Annotated in this window: 30 protein-coding genes and 2 pseudogenes; 9 read left to right on the forward strand and 23 right to left on the reverse strand. The window is 35.5% G+C overall.

The genetic code is table 11. The features are described from left to right. The first annotated feature begins 209 nt into the window (after positions 1-209). On the forward strand, positions 210-989 hold the full coding sequence (locus tag SB773_RS05055) for a GDSL-type esterase/lipase family protein (RefSeq protein WP_044442694.1): 780 nt from the start codon (positions 210-212) through the stop codon (positions 987-989). Between the two features lie 72 nt (positions 990-1,061). Beyond that, positions 1,062-1,508 carry a MarR family winged helix-turn-helix transcriptional regulator gene (locus SB773_RS05060; RefSeq protein WP_002129002.1) on the forward strand — a complete coding sequence of 149 codons (447 nt, stop codon included), beginning with the start codon at positions 1,062-1,064 and terminating at the stop codon, positions 1,506-1,508. A gap of 24 nt (positions 1,509-1,532) precedes the next feature. On the opposite strand, the gene SB773_RS05065 is transcribed toward SB773_RS05060, so the two are convergent. The 7 genes from SB773_RS05065 to argC all read right to left on the reverse strand — a co-directional run bounded on the left by SB773_RS05065 (position 1,533) and on the right by argC (position 7,677). Next, entirely contained in the window at positions 1,533-1,748 is a 216-nt protein-coding gene (locus SB773_RS05065; RefSeq protein WP_033731229.1) for a hypothetical protein, read from the reverse strand. A 58-nt stretch (positions 1,749-1,806) separates the two neighbouring features. Then, complete coding sequence (locus tag SB773_RS05070; protein ID WP_002167705.1) at positions 1,807-2,358, reverse strand: DUF2062 domain-containing protein; 552 nt, start codon at positions 2,356-2,358, stop codon at positions 1,807-1,809. Between the two features lie 148 nt (positions 2,359-2,506). Then, a complete protein-coding gene (gene argF / locus SB773_RS05075) occupies positions 2,507-3,457 on the reverse strand; it encodes an ornithine carbamoyltransferase (RefSeq protein ID WP_002014968.1) in 951 nt (316 codons plus the stop codon). Positions 3,458-3,469: 12 nt separating this feature from the next. Then, complete coding sequence (gene argD / locus SB773_RS05080; protein ID WP_060749642.1) at positions 3,470-4,630, reverse strand: acetylornithine transaminase; 1,161 nt, start codon at positions 4,628-4,630, stop codon at positions 3,470-3,472. Beyond that, positions 4,627-5,394, reverse strand: coding sequence for an acetylglutamate kinase (gene argB, locus SB773_RS05085; protein ID WP_044442690.1), 768 nt, complete (start codon positions 5,392-5,394; stop codon positions 4,627-4,629). The genes argD and argB overlap by 4 nt, the downstream gene beginning before the upstream one ends. 11 nt (positions 5,395-5,405) lie before the next feature. Beyond that, positions 5,406-6,629 (reverse strand): bifunctional glutamate N-acetyltransferase/amino-acid acetyltransferase ArgJ, encoded by a 1,224-nt coding sequence (gene argJ, locus SB773_RS05090; protein WP_002088515.1) that lies wholly within the window; start codon positions 6,627-6,629, stop codon positions 5,406-5,408. 10 nt (positions 6,630-6,639) lie between these two features. Then, positions 6,640-7,677, reverse strand: coding sequence for an N-acetyl-gamma-glutamyl-phosphate reductase (argC, locus tag SB773_RS05095; protein ID WP_410588878.1), 1,038 nt, complete (start codon positions 7,675-7,677; stop codon positions 6,640-6,642). A gap of 224 nt (positions 7,678-7,901) precedes the next feature. On the opposite strand from argC, the gene SB773_RS05100 reads away from it, so the two are divergent. Beyond that, positions 7,902-8,087 carry a YqzH family protein gene (locus tag SB773_RS05100; RefSeq protein WP_002014960.1) on the forward strand — a complete coding sequence of 62 codons (186 nt, stop codon included), beginning with the start codon at positions 7,902-7,904 and terminating at the stop codon, positions 8,085-8,087. Between the two features lie 29 nt (positions 8,088-8,116). Here the strand turns inward: SB773_RS05100 and SB773_RS05105 are convergent, their stop codons facing one another. Beyond that, entirely contained in the window at positions 8,117-8,911 is a 795-nt protein-coding gene (locus tag SB773_RS05105) for an SDR family oxidoreductase (RefSeq protein WP_044442686.1), read from the reverse strand. Between the two features lie 9 nt (positions 8,912-8,920). Further along, entirely contained in the window at positions 8,921-9,874 is a 954-nt protein-coding gene (locus tag SB773_RS05110; RefSeq protein ID WP_002014957.1) for an MBL fold metallo-hydrolase, read from the reverse strand. Between the two features lie 165 nt (positions 9,875-10,039). Between SB773_RS05110 and proI the strand changes: the two genes are divergently transcribed. Beyond that, complete coding sequence (proI, locus tag SB773_RS05115; RefSeq protein WP_002066991.1) at positions 10,040-10,879, forward strand: pyrroline-5-carboxylate reductase ProI; 840 nt, start codon at positions 10,040-10,042, stop codon at positions 10,877-10,879. A gap of 57 nt (positions 10,880-10,936) precedes the next feature. Here the strand turns inward: proI and sdaAA are convergent, their stop codons facing one another. From sdaAA to rnz, 4 genes are all read right to left on the reverse strand, one after another. Further along, complete coding sequence (sdaAA, locus tag SB773_RS05120) at positions 10,937-11,815, reverse strand: L-serine ammonia-lyase, iron-sulfur-dependent, subunit alpha (protein ID WP_060749639.1); 879 nt, start codon at positions 11,813-11,815, stop codon at positions 10,937-10,939. Positions 11,816-11,833: 18 nt separating this feature from the next. Next, complete coding sequence (gene sdaAB, locus SB773_RS05125) at positions 11,834-12,493, reverse strand: L-serine ammonia-lyase, iron-sulfur-dependent subunit beta (protein WP_060749638.1); 660 nt, start codon at positions 12,491-12,493, stop codon at positions 11,834-11,836. Between the two features lie 45 nt (positions 12,494-12,538). Further along, the gene (locus tag SB773_RS05130; protein ID WP_158080567.1) at positions 12,539-12,685 is read right to left on the reverse strand and encodes a hypothetical protein; all 147 of its coding nucleotides are present in this window, start codon (positions 12,683-12,685) and stop codon (positions 12,539-12,541) included. A gap of 552 nt (positions 12,686-13,237) precedes the next feature. After that, positions 13,238-14,161, reverse strand: a complete 924-nt coding sequence (gene rnz, locus SB773_RS05135) for a ribonuclease Z (protein WP_002014952.1) — start codon at positions 14,159-14,161, stop codon at positions 13,238-13,240. Between the two features lie 189 nt (positions 14,162-14,350). Between rnz and SB773_RS05140 the strand changes: the two genes are divergently transcribed. The 3 genes and pseudogenes from SB773_RS05140 to SB773_RS05150 all read left to right on the forward strand — a co-directional run bounded on the left by SB773_RS05140 (position 14,351) and on the right by SB773_RS05150 (position 16,417). Further along, positions 14,351-14,602 (forward strand): DUF3932 family protein, encoded by a 252-nt coding sequence (locus SB773_RS05140; protein ID WP_000665712.1) that lies wholly within the window; start codon positions 14,351-14,353, stop codon positions 14,600-14,602. A gap of 152 nt (positions 14,603-14,754) precedes the next feature. Then, positions 14,755-16,191, forward strand: a pseudogene (gene mgtA / locus SB773_RS05145) (magnesium-translocating P-type ATPase); the annotation flags it as partial. Between the two features lie 76 nt (positions 16,192-16,267). Beyond that, on the forward strand, positions 16,268-16,417 hold the full coding sequence (locus tag SB773_RS05150) for a hypothetical protein (RefSeq protein WP_162014387.1): 150 nt from the start codon (positions 16,268-16,270) through the stop codon (positions 16,415-16,417). Here the strand turns inward: SB773_RS05150 and SB773_RS05155 are convergent. After that, positions 16,410-17,648 (reverse strand): DNA polymerase IV, encoded by a 1,239-nt coding sequence (locus SB773_RS05155; RefSeq protein WP_410588883.1) that lies wholly within the window; start codon positions 17,646-17,648, stop codon positions 16,410-16,412. The genes SB773_RS05150 and SB773_RS05155 overlap by 8 nt on opposite strands. 142 nt (positions 17,649-17,790) lie before the next feature. On the opposite strand from SB773_RS05155, the gene SB773_RS05160 reads away from it, so the two are divergent. Further along, positions 17,791-17,997: a hypothetical protein gene (locus SB773_RS05160; RefSeq protein ID WP_002129020.1), complete on the forward strand. Its 207-nt coding sequence runs from the start codon at positions 17,791-17,793 to the stop codon at positions 17,995-17,997. 51 nt (positions 17,998-18,048) lie between these two features. On the opposite strand, the gene SB773_RS05165 is transcribed toward SB773_RS05160, so the two are convergent. Both SB773_RS05165 and SB773_RS05170 read right to left on the reverse strand, forming a co-directional pair. After that, complete coding sequence (locus tag SB773_RS05165; RefSeq protein WP_002015107.1) at positions 18,049-19,167, reverse strand: tripeptidase T; 1,119 nt, start codon at positions 19,165-19,167, stop codon at positions 18,049-18,051. A gap of 127 nt (positions 19,168-19,294) precedes the next feature. After that, positions 19,295-19,840, reverse strand: coding sequence for a GNAT family N-acetyltransferase (locus tag SB773_RS05170; RefSeq protein ID WP_044442662.1), 546 nt, complete (start codon positions 19,838-19,840; stop codon positions 19,295-19,297). Between the two features lie 187 nt (positions 19,841-20,027). On the opposite strand from SB773_RS05170, the gene prli42 reads away from it, so the two are divergent. After that, entirely contained in the window at positions 20,028-20,120 is a 93-nt protein-coding gene (prli42, locus tag SB773_RS05175) for a stressosome-associated protein Prli42 (protein ID WP_000549036.1), read from the forward strand. A gap of 90 nt (positions 20,121-20,210) precedes the next feature. Here prli42 and SB773_RS05180 read toward each other — a convergent pair whose 3' ends face one another. From SB773_RS05180 to SB773_RS05205, 7 genes and pseudogenes are all read right to left on the reverse strand, one after another. After that, complete coding sequence (locus SB773_RS05180) at positions 20,211-20,450, reverse strand: DUF3894 domain-containing protein (RefSeq protein WP_002088543.1); 240 nt, start codon at positions 20,448-20,450, stop codon at positions 20,211-20,213. A gap of 64 nt (positions 20,451-20,514) precedes the next feature. After that, entirely contained in the window at positions 20,515-21,075 is a 561-nt protein-coding gene (locus SB773_RS05185; RefSeq protein WP_002067076.1) for a L,D-transpeptidase, read from the reverse strand. 16 nt (positions 21,076-21,091) lie between these two features. After that, the gene (locus tag SB773_RS05190; protein ID WP_131246367.1) at positions 21,092-22,060 is read right to left on the reverse strand and encodes an aromatic acid exporter family protein; all 969 of its coding nucleotides are present in this window, start codon (positions 22,058-22,060) and stop codon (positions 21,092-21,094) included. A 156-nt stretch (positions 22,061-22,216) separates the two neighbouring features. Next, positions 22,217-23,374 carry an RNA-guided endonuclease InsQ/TnpB family protein gene (locus SB773_RS05195; RefSeq protein WP_410588888.1) on the reverse strand — a complete coding sequence of 386 codons (1,158 nt, stop codon included), beginning with the start codon at positions 23,372-23,374 and terminating at the stop codon, positions 22,217-22,219. A gap of 33 nt (positions 23,375-23,407) precedes the next feature. Continuing rightward, a pseudogene (locus SB773_RS35345) lies at positions 23,408-23,491 on the reverse strand (IS607 family transposase); the annotation flags it as partial. Positions 23,492-23,754: 263 nt separating this feature from the next. Further along, complete coding sequence (locus tag SB773_RS05200) at positions 23,755-24,477, reverse strand: amino acid ABC transporter ATP-binding protein (RefSeq protein WP_002088545.1); 723 nt, start codon at positions 24,475-24,477, stop codon at positions 23,755-23,757. Continuing rightward, positions 24,470-25,129: an amino acid ABC transporter permease gene (locus SB773_RS05205; RefSeq protein ID WP_002067073.1), complete on the reverse strand. Its 660-nt coding sequence runs from the start codon at positions 25,127-25,129 to the stop codon at positions 24,470-24,472. Before SB773_RS05205 ends, SB773_RS05200 begins: the two co-directional genes overlap by 8 nt. Positions 25,130-25,163 lie beyond the last annotated feature (34 nt).

Genomic DNA, 25,163 nt, shown 5'->3' on the forward strand with positions numbered 1-25,163 from the left:
GTCTCTAACCACATACCTTTTTTCTTCTATTAGAGCGATAATCTTCACCTTATCTGACATTATCATATCTAAAGTGCTTTCATATCGTCAATATTTTTTGACACACTTCTACAAATTTTCTGTAAAGTTTTCATAAATATATAATATGCCCTTACATTGCTTATACTGCTGAATATGATACAATTACCAATTACAAGGAGGATGAATTTATGAAAAAAGTCATCTTAACAATTGTTTGTCTCCTCCTTCTAATCATTTCTTATTCTAATTTTGAAAAGAACGATGAGACAAAACAAAAAGAAAATGAAAGAAAAACAGAAAAAACATCTGCTCCCAGCTGGATTGATAAGCAAACGAATGATTCCTTTTATCACCTCGTATTAGGTGATTCACTTGCAAAAGGATATGGATCTACACAAGGGGGATTTGCCGAATTAGCTTCTAAACAATTAGAAGGACAAATTCATAAACCAATTACGGTAGAAAACCTCGGTGTAAATGGTCTCACTACAGATCGTCTCGTTAAAAAAGTCCAGTCAGAAGAAGTTCAACAAAAAATTAGGGAAGCAAATATAATTACTATTAATATTGGAGGAAATAATTTATTCCGCTTAAATCGTGATGTAGGTGTTATAGATGGTATTAAAATGTTAAATAAAGAAAAAGCCCGTTTTGAAACGGATGTAAAAAATATTGTAAAGACCGTTCGAGATCAAAATCCGAATGCTTTACTCATTCTATCTGAACTCTATAACCCTTTACAACTTGATGACTCCATCGCAAGTTATGCAGATATGTTTTTAGATGGTTGGAATGATTCTATTTATTCTATTTCAAAAGCACATCAACCATCGATTGTTTTACCAATTCGCAAATTAATATCTAAGGATAAAAAAGATTTACTATTTGACCAAGTACACCCAAATGATAACGGTTATACGATTATTGCCAATACATTTACAAAGCAAGTGTTATCCTACAAATATTAAGGCTACCATGAAACAATTCTATTTTTATACCTTGTCTTTTTTGTTACAATGATAGTGGAAGGGGGCCGTTATATGGAATCACGCGAGTGGGAACGTATTGTTGATCATCTTCTTTCGCTAGTGCCTCTTTTTTATCGCAAATTTATGCTTCCTGGAGAGTTTTCTTCTCAAAGACATATGCCGCCATCACATACGCAAGTGTTACTGCTTTTGCATGAAAATGGTACATTAGCAGTTTCAGAAATTGGCAAGCGGCTAGCGATTTCACGGCCTAACATGACCCCTCTATTAAACAAACTTATTCAAGAAGAGCTAATAGAGCGTCATTATAGCGAAAAAGATCGAAGGGTCATTTTAATTTCCCTAACAACTGAAGGGAAAGTGTTAGTAAGTCAGTATCAGCAATTCATTTTAGGCAAACTAAAAGAAAATTTTCAAACATTATCTGAGGAAGAGCGTGAAAAGCTCATTTATTCTCTTAAAACCATTCAAAATTTAATTTTGAAAACAAACGCATAAAGCTGCTTCTAAATAGAAGCAGCTTTATGATTCGTAATAATTACCATAGTATACATTTGAATACGGCCATGTCGTTAAATATGGTTTTTGTTCTTGCGTAGGCTGTTGTTGTGGTATTTGTGGTATTTGTGGTATTTGCTGTAATTGTTGTTGTCGATATAACTCGTATTGTCTACTCATATCATAAACCGGATAATAATTTACATATGGGTATACTTGCGGTACGTAATAATAATACATTCATTCTCTCCCCCTTTTTCTTAAACATATTCAAAGGAGAAAATGAATGTGACATTCTTTATATTTGAACAAGTGGTTCTCTCACTTGTTTCTTTCTTTTCTTCAAACGTAACTTACGATTCTTTTCATATAAATAATGCACAACGAAATATGAAATTACCCCACACACAATTCCTATTATCGTCATACCAATTAATACATATACTTCACTCTGTAATAAGCTCTTTAACATCGTAAAAATATGGCTCGAAAACAAATCTGATATCGTAAATGGTTCATGATGTATTTTCTGTACATGAAATGGGTAAATCATTTTTCCTAGCGCATAAGCAAACGGAAATAAAAATACTGGGAGAAACGATATTTTCCCAATAATATTACCAATGACTGCGGCTGGAAAAGATCCTTTTGCTAACCTTACAATTGGATAAAATATTAAATATACGAGCGATGCCGTATAAATCACCAACATTTCTAAACCAAATCCAATAGCAAAACCTAGCGACACTTTCTTTGCTCCTTCTGGCGATCGAAGCAACTTAAAATATTGAAACTTTAATATTCTCCACATCCGCTGAAAAAACGAATATGTTTTCTTAGTTGTTTTCAAATTCATCATCTCTTTAACTATATTTTTTTATCTAGTATGTCCTTACATGATATGAAAAACAAATTTAGTTTTCTCTTTTTATTATAAATGATATAGAGATAATTAACTAAATATACATCCGACATTTCCATATAAAAAAACCTCCCTTTTAGGAAGGCTCTTCTATATTTTTAAATAAACTCACTAATAAAGCTTTTTGCGCGTGCAACCTGTTACCAGCTTGTTCAAAAACGATAGACTGTGGCCCATCTATAATCTCTCCAGTTACTTCTTCTTCACGATGAGCAGGCAGGCAGTGCAGGAAACGATATGTTTGCTTTGCATGTATAACAAGCTCTTTATTTACTTGGAAAGGCTGGAATAAAGTATATTTTTCTGCTTCTCCTTCTTGGCCCATACTCATCCAAACGTCAGTATAAATAAAATCTGCTCCACTTACCGCTAATTCAGGATTATGCAAAATTTCAATTTCAGCCCCTGTTTCATCAGCAATCGCTAATGCTTTTTTAACAATTTCTTCATTCGGCTCATACCCTACGGGAGTTGCAACAGTCATATTCATTCCGACTTTTGCACTCGCTAGCAATAGTGAATGACATACATTATTCCCATCACCTACATAAGCTAATTTAACTCCTTTAAACGTATGAACTTCTTCATATATCGTCATTAAATCTGCCAATGCTTGGCAAGGATGATGATCATCAGTTAAACCGTTAATAACTGGGATACTGGACTCTTTTGCAAGCTCCTCTACATCCGCATGTGAAAATGTGCGTATCATAATTCCATCAATATAATGAGATAGTACTTTCGCAGTATCTGAAACCGTTTCTCCTCTGCCAATTTGCATCTCTTTTCCACTTAAAAACATTCCATGTCCTCCGAGCTGTACCATTCCTGCTTCAAAAGAAACGCGAGTACGGGTTGAATGTTTATCAAAAATGAGACCTAATATTTTCCCTTGTAATAAAGGCTCCTGCTTGTTCTTTTTTAAATATATAGCGAACTCAATTAAAGAAATGATTTCTTCTTGCGTCAATTCTTCTAACGTTAAAAGATCTTTCGTATTTAATTTCGGTACTTGTACAGTTGACATGAAATTTCCCCCTTATATTATTGATGCATTTTTTGTACAAACCACTCTTTTTATCATATATATTGCCTGTTCTAGCTCTTCATTCGTTACAATAAGTGGTGGTAATAGTCTTATAACATTAGGCCCTGCTTGTAATACGAGAAGTCCTGCTTTTTCTAGTTGTTCTATGACATTTGCAACCTCATGCTTGCATTCGATTCCAATCATAAGTCCCTTACCACGAATATTTTGAACACATTCAACGTGTCGTAATTCTTCTTGCAATTTCTTTAATACGTACTCGCCCTTTTCCTGTACCTCTTTAAAAAACGATTGTTCCTTAATGAATTGCAATACTTCTTTCGCTGCAGTCATAGCAATATAATTCCCACCGAAAGTTGAACCGTGTGACCCGGCAGTAAAAGAAGAACCTAGTTCTTTTCGGCCAATCATCGCTCCAACTGGAATACCATTCCCAAGCGCCTTTGCGATGGTAACGATATCAGGAATTATTCCCATTTGCTCATAAGCGAATAGTGTTCCTGTTCTGCCTATTCCAGTTTGTACTTCATCTATAATAAAAAGAGAATTGTACTGATTACATAGTTTTTCAATTTCCTTCAAAAAGGATGGATCAGCTAATATTACTCCTCCTTCTCCTTGAATAACTTCTACCATTACCGCCGCAACTTCTTCATTCATTACTTCCTCTAATGCTCGTATGTCGTTAAATGGTATATGTAAAAAAGACGGAAGTAATGGACCGAATCCTTCTTTCACTTTATCTTGCCCTGTTGCACTCATCGTTCCAAATGTTCTCCCGTGGAAAGATTGCTCACATGTTACTACGAGAGATTTTCCAGTATGCTTACGTGCTAGCTTTAAAGCCGCTTCATTTGCCTCCGCCCCGCTATTACAAAAAAACACATGATCTAATGCTGTATCTTCTGTTAATAATGATGCGACCTCTTCTTGTAAGGAGTTCGTAAATAAGTTAGATATATGCCATATATTTCTAAGTTGCTTTTCTACTGCCTTTACAACCGTAGGATGACAATGTCCTAAGTTACATACTCCAATACCAGAAGTGAAATCTAAATATTGCTCACCACTTTTATCAATAACTTTCGCCCCATTGCCCTTTAGAAATTCAATTTCTCTTCTTCCATATGTTTGAAAAAGATGGCTTGTCATACGATACTCACTCCTTTTGTTACCGTAGTTCCAACACACTCTCCTGTAACCTCAGTAAAATCCTTTGTACCATTTACGATACTAGCCTTTTTCACTCCCATTTTTAACGATGTAAGTGCCGCCTGTACTTTCGGAATCATTCCACCTGTAATGACGCCTTGTTCTATAAAAGTAAGAATTTCATATTCATCCGTTTTCTTTACCAATCTTCCTTCGTGTAATACTCCATCTACGTCCGTTATAAAAATGAGTTCTTTTGCGGATAGTGCGGCTGCAATTCCAGCTGCAGCGGTATCTGCATTTATGTTATAAACCTCATTACCATTTATCCCAATTGGGGCAATGACAGGAATATAATTCATATCTATCAACCCTTTCAATAGGGCTGTTTCTACATAACTTACTTCTCCTACATATCCTATCGCTTCGCCAACAGGTTGAACTTGAAGTAAATTACCGTCACATCCTGAAAGCCCCACCGCAAGTAAATCATGTTTTTGTAAATTCATTACGAATTTTTTATTCGTACTTCCGCATAGCACCATTTGAACAACATCCATAACCTCTTTCGGCGTTACTCTTAATCCATCTTTCTTTTCTATCTCGATATTAGCGTCTTCTAACTTGGCATCAATTTCTGGGCCACCGCCATGGACAATAACAACCTTATACTTATTTTGCAATTTCTTTATACAATCAAAAAAGACACTATTTAATCGATTCAACATGCTACCGCCACATTTAACTACAATATAATCACTCATCTTCTCTCTCCTTATGTACGATAACAAGCATTTATTTTCACATATTCATAACTTAAGTCGCAGCCCCAAGCTGATCCCGTTTCATCTCCTAAATGTAAACACACATCAATTTTTATTTCATGTTCTTGTAATTTCTTTGTCATTTCCTCTTCAGAGAACATTTGAGGCTCACTATTTTTTAATACGGCGATAGATTGAAGAGTGATATCAATTGTATTTGGGTTAATAATTACTTCACTCTGTCCAGTACTACTAATAATTCGTCCCCAATTTGGGTCTTCACCGTATATCGCTGTTTTCACAAGACTGGAACCGACTATTTGTTTTGCAATTTTCTTTGCTTCTTCATTTGTTCTAGCCCCTAACACGTTTACTTCTATTAACTTCGTAGCACCTTCACCATCTTGTGCAATTTTTTTCGCTAAATCTTCACATACCTTTTGTAAAGCAACTACGAAAGTTTCCCAGTCTTCATGTTCCATATTCATCGTTTTCGTTTCTGATAATCCACTTGCCATAGCGATGACCATATCATTTGTAGAAGTATCTCCGTCCACCGTAATTTGATTAAACGTATGATTCGTAATTTGTGATAATGCTGTTTGCAATACTTCATGCTCTATATTGGCGTCTGTTGTAATAAAACTAAGCATCGTTGCCATATTCGGTTTGATCATCCCTGATCCTTTTGCGACCCCAGCAATGATCACTGCTTCCCCATCAATTATCATCTCATAGCAAGTTTCTTTCGTTATAAGATCTGTCGTTAAAATTGCTTCACAAAAAGAATAAGCTTCACTTACTTCCTTTGTTGGCACAAGAGATTCAATTCCCTTTCGAATGATATCCATCGGTAAAGGTACTCCAATTACACCTGTTGAAGCGACTGCGACGTACTTTTCTTTTACTCCAAAGTGTTCCGCTCCTAATGTTCGCATCTCATAAGCATCTTGCAATCCTTTCATCCCCGTACAAGCATTTGCATTGCCGCTATTTACAACAATTGCTTGTAATTTCCCTTCTGCTGCTATGCTATCCTTCGTTACTTGCAACGGCGCTGCTTGTATTTGATTTGTTGTATACACAGCGGCACATGATGCTGGCACCTCACAAACGATTGCACCCATATCCTTTTTCACCTTTTTCAGACCATTTGCAGTACCGATTGCCAAAAAGCCTTTTGGTGTAACAATTGAACCATTTGCTAATTTTGTAATAGACGATGCTTTAATCATAATTTCCCCCTTATGGATAAAGCGGCATATGCTGTAAACCCGTTGTCTCTTCTAGTCCCGCTAATAAATTTGCATTTTGAACCGCTTGCCCTGCCGCACCTTTCATCATATTGTCTATAACAGAAACGACCGTAACTCTTTCTGTTCTTTCATCGTAAGCTATCCCAATATCACAATAATTTGAGCCCCTTACTTCTTTCGGACTTGGAAATTCTCCTTGCGAGCGAACTCGAACGAAAGCTGAGTATTCATACGTTTCTTCATACAACTTTTGAAGTTGCTCTATTTTCATTTCCTTTTTCACTTTCGCATAAAGTGTAACCATAATCCCTCGTGATATCGGTATTAAATGTGTACTAAACGTGATTGGCTTCGTTTCACGATTCCACTCTGCAAGCATTTGCTCAATCTCAGGAACGTGCTGATGCTGATTAACTTTATAAATGTGTAAGTTATCGTATAACTCAGGAAAGTGAGTCATTGTTGTTGGCGTTTTGCCCGCTCCAGATACTCCTGATTTCGCATCAATAATAATCGAAGCTTCTTCAATCATGCCGCTACGTACTAACGGCGCTACCGCTAATAATGCAGCTGTAGCAAAACATCCTGGGTTTGCAATTAAATTTGCATTTTGGATCTCAGGCCTTTTCCATTCACTTAATCCATATACTGCTTTCCTAAGAAGTTCTTCCTGTGCAGCTGGCCTTTTATACCACAATTCATATAACGAGGGATCTATCATACGAAAGTCTCCAGATAGGTCAATTACTTTTAAACCTACTGCCAATAATTTTGGTGTTAACTCTGCCGATACTCCCGCTGGGGTTGCTAAAAATACAATTTCAGCTTCCTTCTCTATTTTCTCCGCATCAATTTCTTGTAACGTATGGACAAGAACATTTCGAAAATGCGGGTATACATTTGTTATAAATTCACCGACTTGTGAAAAAGAATGGAGAGATGCTATCGAAAAATATGGATGTTGCTCTAATAACCGAATTAACTCAATACCTCCATATCCAGTTGCTCCAATAATTGCGACTTTCATAAGCTCCTCCTCATATCTATTCTTTAAATTAAGTTTGATTATAATATTGCATAATTATAAAGTCAATTAAATATTTATAATTTTTAAAAACTTCAAAATATTAATCTTGCTATAAAAGCAATATACACAAGTGGATTTTTATGCAAAAATAGTGCATAGTAGTATTTTCATTTCACTTCAAGTACAATAAAACAATACATGTATACATACAGGCGGGGAAAAACATGAATAAAAAATTAATTGAGAAAATGATTATAAAAAGTTTTCGGCAATATCAATGTAATCCTGTTTCAAAAGAGGATCAGGAAATGCTAATTAAACATATTCAAATGATAATTCATTCAAATACTGAAATTGATGTATACGAGGCTGTTGAGGATATCGTTTACGATTATGTGACTGGAAAATAAAAAATAGGAGATTTCCATATGGAAATCTCCTATTTTTTACTTAATGATTTGCCTGCAACGCGTTCAAATAAACCTGGGAATAATGCGTAGAGCTTTGGCCCCATTCCCATCCACTTCGGCAAGTTTACTTCACGTTTTTTCGTTTGCATCGTCTTTACGATTTGTTCTGCTACATATGTTGGTTTTAACATGTAACGTCCCATATTTTTCACATATGTACCTGATTGATCGGCTATTTCAAAAAAGTTCGTTTCTATCGGTCCTGGGTTAATTGCTGTTACATACACATTTGTGTTAGATAACTCCATACGTAAACTATTCGTAAATCCTAATACAGCGTGTTTTGTTGCTGCATAAGCACTCGACTTCGGAGTTGCAATTTTTCCAGCCAATGAAGCAATATTAATAATTTGTCCTTCGTTCCTTTTTACCATATTAGGTAATACCGCTTTCGTACAAGCTACTAATCCAAATACATTTACTTGAAACATATCCTTTACTTCATCCATTGAAGCATCTTCAAACGTTTTAAAGATACCAAACCCAGCATTATTTACCAATATATCAATACGTCCTACTTCTTGTAATACCTTTGAAAAAACAGATTGTACTTCCGTTTCTTCACTTACATCTAATACATAGTAATAGCAAGGCGTATTATACGTTACTTTAATTTTGTCTGCTAATGCTTGTAGCTTCTCTTCTGTTCGAGCCATTAATACCGGCGTCGCCCCTTGCTCTGCAACCTGCATTGCAACTTGCTCTCCAATTCCACTAGAAGCACCTGTAATGACGATTACTTTTTCTTGTAAACGTCCCGTCATTGCTGTCACCTACTTTGCATAATAAATCAATTGTTGTGAAGATTCATCAATCATCACCTGTTGATTATATGCTAAAAAGTCTAATTGTCCAACAGTTTCTGAGATAGTAAGTGGTAATTGCTCTTTATATAATACCGGAAATAGTTTTACACACACCTCAAATGCTGTCATTGGCTTTTCCTTTAATAGTTCAAGCACTTTAAAAGCACGTGTCTCTTGCTTTTGTAATCTTGTTTCAATAAGTTGTTTCACATTCAGAACATCTTCCCCATGCCCTGATAAAATCCGTGAAATATTCATTTCACTTAAACGTTTTAACGTTTGATTGTACTGCAATAAAGGATGCGCTCTTTCTGTTTGCCCTTCATATGGTGGTTCTAATATTGGATTTGAAGAAATATGACTAATGAGAGCATCCCCACCAATTAATATTCCATCAGATTCTCTATATAATGAAATATGAGTGGAAGCATGACCCGGGGTTTCAATCACTGTAAATCCAGGTAACGAATCTATACGATCTCCCTCTCTCACAGTATGTGTTAACGATCTATTACAAGAATATTTAAGTGTCTTCGTCGTCAATAATGCCTCACCATTCAGAAATACTGCTGGAACGCCGAACTGCAAGGCTGTCTCTTTAAAAAATTCATGATACCTCTTTAAAAATTCAGCATTTTGTGTAATCCACGGTTCATTCCAAGGATGTCCGATAATCTTTACTTTTTCAGAAAATGTATTTAAAAGTCCGCAATGATCCGCATGGTGATGCGTAATCACTACCGTTTCAATATCTTCTATCTTATATCCTAATGCACCTAATTGACTTTCTAGTGCTTTCTTTGCTTCTTCTGTATTTGTCCCTGTATCAATTAACGTTAATGTTTCTCCCTCAACTAAAAACACATTCACTGTCTCAACTGCAAATGGAACAGGAATCTCCATTCGATGAATCGCCGTCATGCTTAGCCCCCCTGTCTTTTTCCGGTTCAAAAATGAATACCTCTTCAGTTTACAACTTCCCTATAAATTTGTCATTATTTTCAGATAAAAAGAGGTCTTTTCCATAAAAAAACGAATGTATGTACATTTATAAGTATTTCTAACCAAATTTAAAGGAGGCACATCATGTCTATGCAAAACATTTCCTTTCTCGGTGCAGGCTCTATTGCCGAAGCGATTATTGGTGGCTTATTAAACGCAAATGTTGTTAAGGGAGAACACGTCACTGTAAGTAATCGTTCTAACGAGACAAGATTACAGGAGTTACACAAAAAATACGGTGTCAAAGGTACACATAATAAAAAGGAATTACTTGCTGATGCAAATATTCTTTTTCTAGCTATGAAGCCAAAAGATGTCGCAGAAGCGGTTATTCCTCTTAAAGAATACATAAATAATGACTTGCTTATTATTTCGTTATTAGCAGGTGTTTCTACTCATTCAATTAGAAACCTACTTCAAAAAGACGTTCCGATTATTCGTGCAATGCCAAATACATCTGCAGCCATTTTAAAATCCGCTACCGCTATCTCACCTTCAGAACACACAACGGAGGAACATATTCGCACTGCAACATCTTTATTTGAAACGATTGGTCTCGTCTCTGTTGTAGAAGAAGAAGATATGCATGCTATCACTGCATTATCTGGAAGTGGACCAGCTTATATTTATTACGTGGTAGAGGCACTGGAAGAGGCAGCAAAAAAAATTGGTTTAAAAGAAGATGTTGCAAAATCTCTTATTCTTCAGACGATGATTGGTTCTGCTGAAATGCTAAAAGCAAGCGAAAAACACCCTTCTATTTTGCGAAAAGAAATTACTTCTCCTGGCGGAACAACTGAAGCAGGTATTGAAGTATTAAAGGAGCATAATTTTCAACAAGCATTAATCTCATGTATTACACAAGCAACGAAACGATCACACGATCTTGGAAAAACATTAGAAGAAATAGCAAAAGAAAAATAAAAAACGGAGCTCAACTTTATTTGAGCTCCGTTTTTACTTTAATCATATGATATGCTTTTAGTTATTACTCTTACCAAAAATCTCTTCTTGCAAACGACGACCTGTCGGTGTTGCTGCAAGGCCACCTTCTGCTGTTTCACGAAGTGCTACTGGCATCGTTTGTCCAATTCTAAACATCGCCTCAATGACTTCATCACATGGAATTGTACTAGTTACACCAGCTAATGATAAATCAGCTGAAATCATGGCATTCGCAGCTCCTGCTGCATTACGTTTTACACAAGGTACTTCTACAAGCCCTGCAACAGGATCGCATACTAAACCAAGCATATTCTTTAATGAAATCGCCATCGCTGTAGCTGCTTGATCTTGTGTTCCACCAGCCATCTCAACTGCTGCTGCAGCTGCCATTCCACTTGCTGAACCTACTTCAGCTTGGCAACCTCCTGCCGCGCCAGAAATACAAGCATTATTCGCAACAACCATACCGAAAGCTCCTGCTGTAAATAAAAATTCAATCATTTCTTCACGTGTAGGCTGTAATTTTTCTTTCAATGCAAACAGTACACCTGGCACTGTTCCAGCAGAACCTGCTGTTGGTGTTGCACAAATGATTCCCATCGCTGCGTTTACTTCATTTGTCGCAACTGCTTTACTCACTGCGTCCAAAATTGTATCCCCAGATAAGCCTTTTCCGCTCTTCATATACTCTCGAACTTTCACAGCATCTCCGCCAGTTAAACCCGTCGGTGATTTTACACCACGAATACCACGTTCTACTGCTTGTTCCATCACGACTAAGTTCTTTTCCATACCAGCAATTACTTCTTCACGTGAAATACGTCTTGTATCCATTTCACATTGAATCATAATTTCTGCGATTTTTACATTTTTCTCTTTAGCTTGCGCCACTAGTTCCGCTGCGTTCCGAAACATGGTGTGTCCCCCCTGCAATTAATCCATAATAGTTACTTGGCAAATATTTTGTTGTCCATTTATTTCTTCAATCACTTCATCTGCTAATAATTCATCTGTTTCAATGACCATAAGCGCTCTTCTTCCTTTTTCCTTACGAGAAACACTCATTGTACTAATGTTAATCTCATGCTTAGCAAGAATTGAAGCTACAGCTGCGATAGCACCAAAGCGATCGTTATTTACAATAAGTAGTGCTGGACTCGTGCCTGTTAATTGAAGATCGAATCCGTTTAATTCTACAACTTCAATTTTACCGCCACCAATTGAGCAAGCAACAACTTCAATTTCCTCTTCACCTTTATACAGACGAATTCTCGCTGTATTTGGATGCGGAGCATTTGCATCTTCTTCAATGAATTCCACTTCAATCCCGCGTTCTTTTGCAATATCTAACGCACTTGGAATACGTAAATCATCTGTTTCAAATCCTAGTATTCCACCGATTAGCGCTACATCCGTACCGTGACCACGGTATGTTTTTGCAAATGAACCATATAATGAAATGCTAACTCTCTCTGGTTCATGACGAAACAGCTGACGAGCAACTTGCCCCATTCTTGCCGCGCCTGCTGTATGTGAACTTGATGGACCAATCATAACCGGACCAATAATATCAAACACTGAGCGATACTTCATCATAACTCCCCCTAAACCTCTATGAAAAAATTATTTACTATTCTATTAAGCTACCGAATCGGTTGCTGTTCCAGTCGTACCACGAATTTGTTCCGCTGTAAGAATTGGATAGTTTTTGAATAACAGTGAAGCAATATATCCTGAAATAATACCAGTTATAATAATAAATAAGAAACTTAGCATTACCTGCATTTAAAAATAATATAAGATAGTCCACAATAAAGTCTGGTAGCAATCCAAAGTTTAACACAGAACCCCTTACAAGCATAGCATAAACAAGTGAAACTCCTATTGCTTTCATACCTTTTGATATTTTAAAGCTAAAAAATGAAAAAAGACTTAGTACAAATAATAGTAATATCCTTCCTATTATAATTTCCATGTTGCTCTCTCACGATTTAGTCAACTTCGCTTGTTATGACAAATGGCTAAAACGCATGTAGCCTACAATAAATTATAATCTGCCCTCATTATAGCTTATTTTTAATAAAACGCTTACTTTTAATGAATTTTAAAAGTTCTGAATAAAAATCCATTTTTGCTACTTGTACCACTCGTATGTCGTCTGACTTATATAACAGTTTTTCTAAATAATCGGTATTATGTATTTTTCTCCTCTATCTTCACATCATTAAAACTTTCTGTGTCATCCTATATAAAAATAAAATGATAACAGTTTTATTTTTAATTTTTTTAGAAATAAAAAAAATGGCAACCTATCGTCACCATTTTTTCACAACATTATTATCTTTCTACTGGAAATGATTTTAAATCCGTAGCTATTTCTGTATTAGAAAATAGCTCTCTTGCCTCTTTCAATAATTCCTTATATGTATCTCCTTGATAACGAGAACTAATATGAGTCAATATTAAGCGTTTTGCATTTGCCTGAAGTGCAATACTCGCAGCTTGCTTAGATGTGGAATGAAAATAATCATACGCTTGTTGTTCATCTTCTGCCGCAAAAGTCGCTTCATGAACAAGTACGTCAGCATCTTGCGCAAGCTCTCTACTCGCTTCGCAATATCGTGTATCGCCTAAAATTGTAATAACTCTTCCTTTTTGAGGTGGGCCAATAAAATCTTTTCCATCTAACACTGTGCCATTCTCTAATTCAACTACTTCACCATCTTTTAAGCGTTTAAAAACTGGACCAGGTTTCACACCCATTCCCAGTAACTTATCCACTAAAAGAGCTCCCTGTATATCTTTCTCTACAATTCGATATCCGAAGCATTCAATTCCATGTGATAACCTTTTTGTTTCTACACAAAATTCATTATCCTCAAACACAATACCTTCTTCCGTAATCTCAACGATTTCAAGTGGATATTTAACATGTGTCGTACTTACTAATAATGCCACTTCAATAAATTGTTTAATTCCTTTTGGTCCGTACACTGTTAATTTTGTTGTTCCACCTTGAAACGAACGGCTACCCAATAAACCCGGCAATCCAAAAATATGATCGCCATGTAAATGCGTAATAAATATTTTTTCAATGCGGCGTGGACGTACAGACGTATGTAGTATTTGATGTTGCGTCGCCTCGCCACAGTCAAATAACCAAGTCTGTCCTCGTTCTTCTAACAACTGCAAAGCAATTGCTGAAACATTCCTTCCTTTCGAAGGAACACCTGCACCAGTCCCTAAAAATACAAATTCCACTTTCTTTCCTCCAGCTCTTTATATAATCTATCTTTCATCTTACGGAATGTTATTTCAAATGGCAAATTGAATTTGTATAACCAATCATCTAGACAACTATATAACACGAACGTTATACTTAAAAAATTTAGATATCGTTCGTATTTTGTGGTAAAATGATTGTACTACATTTTAAGGGAGCGTTTTATTATGAAAGAAGTATTTCGTTTACAAACTGATTTTTCATCTTCATTTGATCGCTGGGTAAGTTCTTTCGTTTCTGATCACCCAGCACAATTAGAATGGACGACTTTAAAAGAATTAATCCATGAATATACAACATCACATACAAATGAGACGTTACCAACATATATTTCTTCAGCTTTAACATATTACGCACAACGCGTTTCAACAACAAGTAACTCAGAAATTGTTATTTTTGAAAATCCTACAATCTCATAATCTATAATAAAAAGCACTGTAATCAGTGCTTTTTATTTATGTTCATTAAAGTATTTATTTTCCCGCCTTATTTCAAAAAACTCCGCTTATTTCCTACTATATAGCCATCATAAATCTATTTGATTTTTCAAAAAAAAATAGATTAAAAAGATATTGAACATACAGAGGAGAACCATAAATTTGATCCATCAGCTTTTCAAAAGCTAGATGAAATTCCATTCGATTTTGCTCGGCGTCGCATGTCTGTCATCGTGAAAAATATTTTAGGTGAACATACAATGGTTTGTAAAGGTGCCGTAGAAGAAATTTTATCAATTTGTAACTACACTGAAGTTGATGGACAAATTGTCCCTCTCACTGAAGAAATGAGAGTAAATGTAAAACATCTTAGCGAAACTTTAAATAGTGAAGGAATGCGTGTCATCGCTGTAGCATACAAGAACGATAACAAACCTTATCATAAAGCTTATGCAGTACAAGATGAATCCGCTATGATCCTTACTGGATATATCGGCTTTTTAGATCCACCTAAACCATCTGCTGCTTCTGCAATTCAAGCATTGCAAAAACATGGCGTACAAGTGAAAATCTTAACAGGCGATAACGAAATTGTTACAAAAAAAGTTTGTAAAGAAGTGGGATTAAATATAGGCGAACCTGTCCTCGGTTACGAAATTGATTCTTTACCAGATAAAACATTAGCAACACTGGCAGAAGAAACAACAGTGTTCGCAAAACTAAATCCAATGCAAAAGTCCCGCATCATTCGCGTATTGCAAGGTAATGGTCATACTGTAGGTTATATGGGGGATGGTATTAACGATGCCGTTGCACTACGTGATGCTGATGTTGGAATATCTGTTGATACTGCTACTGACATTGCAAAAGAATCTTCCGATATTATTTTACTTGAAAAAAGTTTAACTATATTAGAAGCAGGTATTTTAGAAGGACGCACTACTTTCGGCAATATTTTAAAATATATAAAAATGACAGCTAGCTCTAACTTTGGAAATGTATTTAGTGTATTAGTGGCAAGTGCTTTCATTCCATTTTTACCGATGCTTGCAATTCATCTCTTAATTCAAAACTTACTTTATGATATTTCACAGCTTTCAATTCCATGGGATAAAATGGATAAGGAATTTCTAGAGAAGCCTAGAAAATGGGATACTGCAAACTTGCGTAACTTCATTATTTGCATCGGTCCAATTAGCTCTATATTCGATATTATCACATTCGTTGTCATGTGGAATGTGTTCGGTGCAAATACACCTGGAGAACAATCGCTATTCCAATCTGGTTGGTTTGTCGTTGGGTTGCTAACTCAAACATTAATTGTCCATATGATTAGAACACAGAAAATTCCGTTCATTCAAAGTACAGCATCAATACCAGTTCTTATATTAACCGCTTGTATTATGGCAATCGGAATTTACATTCCATTCTCACCACTTGGTGCAGCAATTGGTTTACAAGCATTACCACTAAGCTACTTCCCGTGGCTCATAGGAATATTATTAGGTTATGCTTTCTTAACACAATTCCTGAAAAAGCTTTATATTAAAAAATTCCACAGCTGGTTGTAAAAATGAGAATGAGTGGGTATTTCTCACTCATTCTCAAAAAATATAACATGTACTTATATGTATGGAGGTAACCATGATGATATGGTATGACATCGTATTAAGGTTATTTATAGCAATTATTGTAGGAGCTTGCATCGGAATGGAAAGACAATGGAGACATCGAATGGCTGGATCCTCTCTTCCATCTAAAAAAGAAGGGTTTAAATCTCTAAAACCTTCTACATAAACTTATTTTCTAATTTTTGCTGAAACGACTTTTCTTGCTTACGCAATAATTGACTACCTCTCTGTAAAAGAGGTGTTCCATACTTTTCATTAATTTGATCAATAACAGCAAGTAACGGCTCCTCTTTCGCATCTTCTTCGAATGAAAACAAATCTAACTGTTTCACTGATTCTGTCTTCCACTCTAATTCAGTAGCTGTAACACCTAACAGACGAACAGAATCACCATCCCAGTGTTGCTTCCATAAACGTGATGCTGCTTGGAAAATAACCCGTTCTTCCCATATTGCATTTTTCAATTGTTTACTCCGTGTTACCGTGCGACGATCATGGTATTTAATCATAATTTGAATGTTATAACTAACGAGAGTTCGTTTTTGTAGCCTTTTGCTTACTGATTTCGATAATCTTTCTAACATATCAAGTAATTCTTTTTCTTCGTCCATATCCTTTGAGAAAGTCATCGAATTTCCAACGCTTTTATGTTGTCCCATTTGATTCGGATCAACTTCCCTGTCATCCATACCTTTTGCACGTTTTTGTAAATCAACACCGTGCTTTCCAATTTTAGCGCGAATGATATGCTCGTCTCCTTTTGCTAACTGTTCAATTGTATGTATATGAATGTCTTTTAGTTTTTCAGCTGTTTTCTCTCCGATTCCATGCATCTCTGCAACTGATCGTGGCCAAATAATTTCTGGGATATCACGTTTTCGAAGTACTGTAATTCCAAGAGGTTTTTTCATATCTGAAGCAGTCTTTGCTAGGAAAAGGTTTGGGGCAATCCCAATGCTACATGGAAGCTGTAACTCTGTTAGTAACGCTTGTTGAACCATCTTCGCTATTTCAAGAGGCGAACCGAGCGCATAGCAATCTGTAATATCTAAATACCCTTCATCTATAGAAAACGGTTGTATTTTTTCTGTAAAACGGGAAAGAATTTGAAACATTTGAAATGAAGCTTCTCGATATAATGTAAAATTAGGGTGCCTCACAACTAATTGCGGGCATAATCGCTTCGCTTCCCATAGAGGCATCGTCGTACGTATTCCATATTCTCTCGCCTCATAACTACATGTTATGATAATCCCTTTTCTCTCTTTTTCATTCCCCGCAATCGCTAATGGCTTTCCTTGTAATGATGGGTCATGAGCAATTTCGACAGATGCGAAAAAACAATTCATATCTACATGTAAAATAACACGTCCATTTTTCGGATACATTTCTCGCATACTACTCACCCCTTAAAGAACATTTGTTCCTTCATTATATCAAATTTCTTTACACGTTATAATAATTATTGGCTTTTCTCTATCTATTTTTTGCTATACTGTACGTAACAAATGGATATTATTGTAAAGGAGGTGAATCGTTATGAAACAACATAATAAACTCAATTATGTATTTATTATTATTATAGTAATCCTTGCGATTAATTATTTGTTACTTCCCCTTTTTAACATTAACATTTACGCTTTAGGAATCTTCTCTCATTTCATACGTTTTGCAACAACTTATGTACTTCCGTGGGTCTTCTTATATTGGCTTATCCGCCTCGTGAAAGCAATTGAATCAAAATAAAAAAAGACGTGTAAACCATAATTGGTTCACACGTCTTTTTGACTTTATTACTTACTTCGCTACTTCTTCGATAATAGCTACAACTAATTCTGCTGTTTTCGCTAATTCTTCAACAGGAATTTTTTCATTTGTTGTATGAATTTCTTCATAACCAACTGCTAAGTTAACTGTTGGGATACCATGTCCTGCGATTACGTTCGCATCACTTCCGCCACCACTTTGGTGAAGAGAAGGCGTACGACCAATGTTTTCAGCTGCACGTTTCGCAACTTCTACAACGTGATCGCCAGCAGCAAACTTAAATCCTGGATACATAACGTTTACTTCAACGTCTGCATGACCACCCATTTCTTTTGCAGTTGTTTCAAATGCTTCTTTCATTTTTGCAACTTGTGCTTCCATTTTCTCATTTATTAAAGAACGAGCTTCTGCAAAGATTTGAACATGATCGCAAACGATATTTGTTTGTGTACCACCTTCAAAACGTCCAATATTTGCAGTTGTTTCAGAATCGATACGACCAAGTGGCATCTTTGCGATTGCTTTTGCTGCGATAGTAATTGCAGATACACCTTTTTCTGGTGCTACGCCAGCATGAGCTGTTTTCCCGCGAATAATCGCATTCACTTTCGCTTGTGTTGGCGCTGCAACTACAATTTCACCAACTTTTCCATCACTATCTAATGCATAACCATATTTTGCTGTAATGCGCTCGCGATCTAACGCTTTTGCGCCAATAAGACCAGATTCTTCTCCAACTGTAATAATAAATTCAATTTTACCATGAGGAATGTTTTTCTCTTTTAAGACACGAATTGCTTCAAACATAGATGCTAATCCAGCTTTGTCATCGGCTCCTAAAATTGTAGTACCATCTGATACGATATATCCATCTTTAATAGAAGGCTTAATTCCATTACCAGGAACTACTGTATCCATATGAGAAGTGAAATAAATTGTATCAACACCGTCTTTTGTTGCTGGTAAAGTACAAATTAAGTTACCTGCACCATGACCAGTCACACCCATCGTGTCATCCTCAAATACTTCTACACCTAAAGCAGTAAATTTCTCTGTTAACACTTTGCAAATTTCTGCTTCAAATTTTGTTTCAGAATCTACTTGTACTAACTCCATAAATTCATTTACTAAACGTTCTTGATTAATCATAAGACTGCGCCTCCTGCACTACCATTATGTATGTAACAACATTAATTATAACAGAATTTCGCAAAAGTTTCGAAATACAAGACAAAAAACAGATGGTTAACACATCTAGATACCCATCTGCCTTCTATTACTCGTTTAACAATACCCAGCGCATATGATCTTCCCAGATGCCATTTACCATTAGCATTTTTCGAGATACACCTTCATATTGAAATCCTATCTTCGTCACTACTTGTATAGATGCTAAATTTCGTGGCATAATTGGTGCTTCTATACGATGTAAATGAAATTCTTCAAAGGTAACTTGAATTGCTTTTCTAAGCGCTTCTGTTGTGTAACCTTTATTCAATTCTTCCTTATCTAATTTATAACCGAGTACACAAGATTGATAAATTCCGCGAACAATTAGATTAAATGAAATACATCCAATAATTTTTGTATCATCACCCTTTTTAAAAATCCAAAGCCTGATAATCTTGCCTTCCGCGAACTCTTTTCTATCCTTTTGTAACTTTTTCTTTTGATAATCTAACGTGAAAAACCCCTCCGGTCTATACTCTTCCCACGCTTTTAAAAATTCACGATTTCTATCGTAATATTGAAGAACTTTTTCCGCATACGACTCATCAATTTCTCTTAAATGTAAACGATCTGTCTCGTATATTTTCATCATTGTATCTCCATTCTTCAGCTTGCATAAAAAAAATTAATAATCTATCTTTTAACATATTCTCTACGTATGCTCAAATTCCCTGTAATATTTTGCACCCCCTTCCCGAATTTTGTCCTTTCTCTCCCCTTGTCCACAATTTCATTTCTCGTTACAATGAAATTGTACTGATTTGCAAGGAGGTTTAACGATGCATAAAAAAGCTCAAAAAATTATGGTTTATATAATGCTAATTTCTATGCTTGTAACAACATTACTTACTGGCGCAAGTATGTTTTGGTAAAAAGGACGATTCACTCGTCCTTTTTTTACTGCTTACACATACAAAATAGACCATCTCGAAATCGAGATAGTCTATCTTGTAATGAACATTTTATTTTATATATATTACAATTGCTACAATGCTAAAGGAAAAGGCCATTACAAGTGCTATTACAAAACTTGTATATTGTTTCTGCTGAAATGCCCCAATAACAAAAGTAAGATTGAGTAATGCCATAAATACAATCGCTACAACGTAAGAACATATATTAAAAGTTGCCAATATGAATGTAATAACAAATAGAAAACCAACACAAAACTGCATGTAAGAAATTTTTGGATTTAAATACATATGAGCAACCCCTTTACTCAATTATCTTTATATATTCTCATTAATGCATGGTTATGTACACATGTCAAGACAACTTATAATAAAAGAAAAAGCCAACCGTTTCGTTGACTTTTCCAAATACTATGGCCCCTTTTTCCTTCGCCAATTGCTGAAATGTTTTTTTCGATTTCACAATCGATACTTTCGTTCCAATTGGAATACGATCAAACAAATATTCCACATCATGTTTCTTCATTCTTATACATCCTTGCGAAATATATTTTCCAATTGAACTAGGCTGGTTTGTCCCGTGTATCCCATACTTACTTCCATCCGTTCCTCTTGCATTAAATCCCATCCACCTCGATCCAAGTGGATTTTTTGGAGAGCCCCCAGGAATATCCTTCGCAATATAATAGGGATCCTTCGCCTTCAATACAATGTCAAAGGTCCCTTCTGGGGTTAATTCATTTGTTTTCCCTGTCGCTACTGGAAAAACCTTTTGGATCTTCCCATCATCGATATAAGCTAGTTTATTCGTTGCTTTATTTACAATTATAAAAGGATCTCCAGCACGTGGGTTATCACCAAGAGGCCAGATCGGTGATAGAGAAAGACATAATACTAAAGAAAGAAGATACGGCATATATAGTTCCTACCTTCTAAATAAGTTCTTTTATATTATCCTTTCCCTTAAAACGACTTTTAATGAGTAAATATTGCTCCATTTCATAAACAAGTTGAACGAGTTTTGCACGTATTTCAAATTCTTCTCGCGAGACTGGTAAAGGCATTTCTCTAAATACTTCTCGCATTTCTTGAAGTTGTCTTAACGAAATGACCCCTGTACTTTCAGGTCGAATAGAATTCCCTATATTTTCAATTACGTCTGCAATCATATCAGCTTGTTCATACGTCCAAGATAGTGATGCAGCTAATGGTATCATGCGCTCCAAAATTTCAAATTGTTGCATACGCATATCAAAATACCGATAATAATAGTCATCTTCACGCATAAATTCATTCTCAAGTTTTTTAAATGATAAATCTTTCGCTTCTTTCAGCATCATTTCTGTTTCAATTAATTCGGCCCCACTCCAATTACTATCTCGATTCCTTAAATAAACGACCATTTCAAACAAAATCGTTCTGAAATGCTCTTCTATTTTTCCTTGATACTCTTTCAGTTTATCCTCACTGCTTGGCATGTACATGTTTACTAATAAAGCGACACTAATTCCAATCGTTAATATAGCAATTTCATTACCAACTATAGACCATGTAATTTGCTTTAATGAGTACAGATGCATAACGATAACTGAACTTGTGACAATGCCTTCTTGAATTTTGCACATAACTGCAGTCGGAATAAAGGTAAGCAGTAATACGCTAATCGCAAGTGGTGTATAGCCAATCGTTTCAAAAATACAAAACGCGAATACCATCGATAATACGCAAGCTAAAAAACGGTGCAACGATACTTGAACGGATTTTCGTTTCGTATTTTGCACACATAAAATGACTAAAATACCAGCTGAACTATAAAATTCTAATCCTAATAACTGAGCAATAAAAACTGCCACACCCGTTCCAAGTGCTGTTTTCACTGTACGGTATCCAATTTTAAACATATCATTACTGCTACAAAAAATATAGACAAATGTATATTCTTAGAGTATTCCTGCTTCTATGTGTCCTGTCTCACCACTAACTCGCTACTACAGTTTGATCTAACACTCCACAGGCGTAAATTCCGATGTAGCCCACCGTACATATATACAATCTATTCACGTTAGTATTGTATATTTTTTTGCTTGTAAAAGGTTGATTGACGCGTTCAAATCTCTATCCATTACATTTCCACATTCACATGTATATACTCGGTCAGATAGCTTTATATTCGTTTTCTTTTGACCGCAACATGAACATAGCTTTGAAGATGGATAGAACCTGTCTACTTGACGTAGTTCAATTCCATATTCCTTACATTTCGTAAATAACCATGTTTTAAATGTATAAAAGCACTGCTTAGCAACTGCTTTAGATAGATGTTTATTCTTCATCATACCTTTCACATTCAAATCTTCCACTGTAATAAACGTTGGCTTGGTTTTCACCACATCATTTACAATAGACTTTACATACGCTAATCGAATATTTGCTAGCCTGGCATGTAGTTTTTGCACCCTAAGAATATTTTTATCTATATTCGCTCTTTTGTTAGTAACAGATTGTTCACCTCTCTTTTTTATATTTTCAAATTTACGCGATAAAGAACGTTGCTCACGTTTTAAGCGTTTTTCTATCTTTTTTACTTGTATTGTTTTATTAATGTTTTCATGAACGATACCGTCGCTACGTATAGCAAAATCCTTCACCCCCAAATCAATCCCTACACCTGTTTGATTGAGTATTGGCTTCGTTCCTGCTTCTTCCCATTTGCAAAGCACAGACACAAAATATCTTCCTGCTCTTTTACCTATCGTTCCACTTTTTACAATCGCATTTTTGGGGATATGCCCATATTCTTTTAACCTCATCCAACCAATCGTTGGGACTTTTACCCTATGTCTTTCTACTGTCCAATCTGTTTTGTTGTTTTTAGGAAAATAGCATTTCACATCTTGATTCTTCTTTTTCTTATAACGTGGAAATCCAGATAAACCCTTAAAAAATCTTTTAAAAGCTTTATCTCCATTCATAATTGCCTGTTTTACCGCTTTACTAGATACCTTTTTAATCCATTGGCTACATTCTTTTGTATAGACATTGTTTAGCCATTTAGAAAAATCATATCCACTCAAAAACTTTCCCTCTGATTCATACATCTCTTTGTTTTTGGAGAGATACAGATTGTAAACGTACCTACACACTCCAATTGTTTGATTGATCTTGATTATTTGTTCATTTGTCGGTTTTATCTCTATAAAATATGCTCTTCTCATATCTCTTTATCCCTCGACATTTTTTGTATTTTCTCAATCATATATCCTACGACTACATACATGAATGATAGATAGCAAATCTTGAACAAGTTCTTCTTGTGGAGATCGTTTTTCATTTATTTTTTTGATTTCGATAAGCAGTTAAAACACCTGAATTATCCCATCTTTTCAATGTTTCAATAGACATATGAATTATTCCCAAAAATTCTTTCAACATATACTCGTTCATAATTACATTTTAATACATATGTCTATGATGGTTTACTTTTTTGACTACTGTTTAATGCTCCTATATGGTATAAACTTATTTACAGTTATTATAAAAAAAGGATGACGCAATGTCATCCTTTTCTACCTATTATTCACGTACCCTTCACATATTACAATATCTTTTGCAAAAATTCTTTTGCACGGTCACTTTTTGGTGCTGTAAAAAACTCTTCCGGATTACTATCTTCTACGAGCTTTCCACCATCTAAAAAGAGAACACGGTCTGCTACTTCTTTTGCAAATCCCATTTCATGTGTAACGATTGCCATCGTCATTCCTGTCGTAACTAATGATTTCATAACTTCTAACACTTCTTTCACCATTTCTGGATCTAGCGCAGAGGTCGGTTCATCAAATAACATAACTTCCGGTTCCATCGCTAACGCTCTTGCAATTGCTACACGTTGCTTTTGTCCTCCTGAAAGACGATTTGGATATGCATCTTTCTTATCTAATAACCCCACTTTTTCTAGAAGTTTCTCAGCTTTTTTTTCAGCTTCTTGCTTCGTTACTTCTTTTACATTGATAGGAGCATACGTAATATTTTCTAATACAGTCATATGAGGGAATAAGTGAAAATGTTGAAATACCATTCCGACATTTTCACGAACGTGCATAATATTTGTTTTCGGATTCGTTACTTCTTCCGTTCCAATCCAAATGTGACCATCTGTCGGCGCTTCTAATACATTCATACAGCGTAAAAACGTTGACTTTCCAGATCCAGACGGTCCAATAATTGCAACAACCTCTCCTTTCTCAATCGTTGTTGTAATTCCTTTTAATACTTCATTTTTCCCAAATGATTTATGAAGGTTGTCAATTTTAATCACTTTTCTTCATTCTCCCTTCAATGGCTTTCCCGACTAATGTAAGAATAATTACTAATATATAATAAATAAGTCCAACAAAAAGTAATGGCTCAAGATATTTAAATGTTTCACCACCTACAATATAAGCACGGCGCATTAAATCAGTCGCTCCTATTACGGTTACTACAGCCGACTCTTTCGTAAGTGTCGCAAACTCATTCACAAGTGCTGGTAATATATTTTTTAAAGCTTGAGGAAAAATAATATTTCTCATCATTTTACTGTACGGAATACCTAAAGCCATTGCTGCTTCTGTTTGTCCTTTATCGACTGCTTGAATGCCGGCACGAATTACTTCTGACATATATGCACCTGAATTTAAGCTAAATGCAAGTACAGCTGCTAAAAAGGCTGGTATCTCATAACCCATCATTTGCGGAACACCGAAATAAATAATCATTAATTGTAATACTAGCGGTGTGCCACGAAATATTGACGTATAAATATCTGCTGCAATATTTAATACTCGTATTCTAGCAATTTTGCAAAGTGCTAATAACGTTCCTAAAATAAATCCTACCACAGCTGATGCAGCTACAATTTTCAATGTAACTTCTAATCCCTTTAATATATATGGTATTGAAGGCGTAATTGCCGAAAAATCTAGATTCATCCTTTTCATTCCCCTCACAGAAAAGTGAAAGGCA

It is taken from the genome of Bacillus sp. SIMBA_074 (genome assembly GCF_046534555.1).
Lineage (GTDB): Bacteria > Bacillota > Bacilli > Bacillales > Bacillaceae_G > Bacillus_A > Bacillus_A mycoides.

Excerpts from the sequence above, each read along its gene's own strand:
- SB773_RS05060 (WP_002129002.1), top strand. The coding sequence starts at position 1,062 with ATGGAATCACGCGAGTGGGAACGTATTGTTGATCATCTTCTTTCGCTA.
- SB773_RS05155 (WP_410588883.1), bottom strand. The coding sequence starts at position 17,648 with ATGCGAGAAATGTATCCGAAAAATGGACGTGTTATTTTACATGTAGAT.
- SB773_RS05130 (WP_158080567.1), bottom strand. The coding sequence starts at position 12,685 with ATGCAGGTAATGCTAAGTTTCTTATTTATTATTATAACTGGTATTATT.
- SB773_RS05105 (WP_044442686.1), bottom strand. The coding sequence starts at position 8,911 with ATGACGGGACGTTTACAAGAAAAAGTAATCGTCATTACAGGTGCTTCT.
- argF (WP_002014968.1), bottom strand. The coding sequence starts at position 3,457 with ATGTCAACTGTACAAGTACCGAAATTAAATACGAAAGATCTTTTAACG.
- argB (WP_044442690.1), bottom strand. The coding sequence starts at position 5,394 with ATGAGTGATTATATTGTAGTTAAATGTGGCGGTAGCATGTTGAATCGA.
- prli42 (WP_000549036.1), top strand. The coding sequence starts at position 20,028 with ATGCATAAAAAAGCTCAAAAAATTATGGTTTATATAATGCTAATTTCT.
- SB773_RS05205 (WP_002067073.1), bottom strand. The coding sequence starts at position 25,129 with ATGAATCTAGATTTTTCGGCAATTACGCCTTCAATACCATATATATTA.
- sdaAA (WP_060749639.1), bottom strand. The coding sequence starts at position 11,815 with ATGTTTCGGAACGCAGCGGAACTAGTGGCGCAAGCTAAAGAGAAAAAT.
- SB773_RS05190 (WP_131246367.1), bottom strand. The coding sequence starts at position 22,060 with ATGTTTAAAATTGGATACCGTACAGTGAAAACAGCACTTGGAACGGGT.
- sdaAB (WP_060749638.1), bottom strand. The coding sequence starts at position 12,493 with ATGAAGTATCGCTCAGTGTTTGATATTATTGGTCCGGTTATGATTGGT.
- SB773_RS05065 (WP_033731229.1), bottom strand. The coding sequence starts at position 1,748 with ATGTATTATTATTACGTACCGCAAGTATACCCATATGTAAATTATTAT.
- SB773_RS05140 (WP_000665712.1), top strand. The coding sequence starts at position 14,351 with ATGAAAGAAGTATTTCGTTTACAAACTGATTTTTCATCTTCATTTGAT.
- SB773_RS05170 (WP_044442662.1), bottom strand. The coding sequence starts at position 19,840 with ATGATGAAAATATACGAGACAGATCGTTTACATTTAAGAGAAATTGAT.
- argC (WP_410588878.1), bottom strand. The coding sequence starts at position 7,677 with ATGAAAGTCGCAATTATTGGAGCAACTGGATATGGAGGTATTGAGTTA.
- SB773_RS05180 (WP_002088543.1), bottom strand. The coding sequence starts at position 20,450 with ATGTATTTAAATCCAAAAATTTCTTACATGCAGTTTTGTGTTGGTTTT.
- proI (WP_002066991.1), top strand. The coding sequence starts at position 10,040 with ATGTCTATGCAAAACATTTCCTTTCTCGGTGCAGGCTCTATTGCCGAA.
- SB773_RS05165 (WP_002015107.1), bottom strand. The coding sequence starts at position 19,167 with ATGATTAATCAAGAACGTTTAGTAAATGAATTTATGGAGTTAGTACAA.
- argD (WP_060749642.1), bottom strand. The coding sequence starts at position 4,630 with ATGACAAGCCATCTTTTTCAAACATATGGAAGAAGAGAAATTGAATTT.
- SB773_RS05160 (WP_002129020.1), top strand. The coding sequence starts at position 17,791 with ATGAAACAACATAATAAACTCAATTATGTATTTATTATTATTATAGTA.
- SB773_RS05185 (WP_002067076.1), bottom strand. The coding sequence starts at position 21,075 with ATGCCGTATCTTCTTTCTTTAGTATTATGTCTTTCTCTATCACCGATC.
- SB773_RS05110 (WP_002014957.1), bottom strand. The coding sequence starts at position 9,874 with ATGACGGCGATTCATCGAATGGAGATTCCTGTTCCATTTGCAGTTGAG.
- SB773_RS05195 (WP_410588888.1), bottom strand. The coding sequence starts at position 23,374 with ATGAGAAGAGCATATTTTATAGAGATAAAACCGACAAATGAACAAATA.
- argJ (WP_002088515.1), bottom strand. The coding sequence starts at position 6,629 with ATGATTAAAGCATCGTCTATTACAAAATTAGCAAATGGTTCAATTGTT.
- SB773_RS05150 (WP_162014387.1), top strand. The coding sequence starts at position 16,268 with ATGATATGGTATGACATCGTATTAAGGTTATTTATAGCAATTATTGTA.
- SB773_RS05100 (WP_002014960.1), top strand. The coding sequence starts at position 7,902 with ATGAATAAAAAATTAATTGAGAAAATGATTATAAAAAGTTTTCGGCAA.
- SB773_RS05055 (WP_044442694.1), top strand. The coding sequence starts at position 210 with ATGAAAAAAGTCATCTTAACAATTGTTTGTCTCCTCCTTCTAATCATT.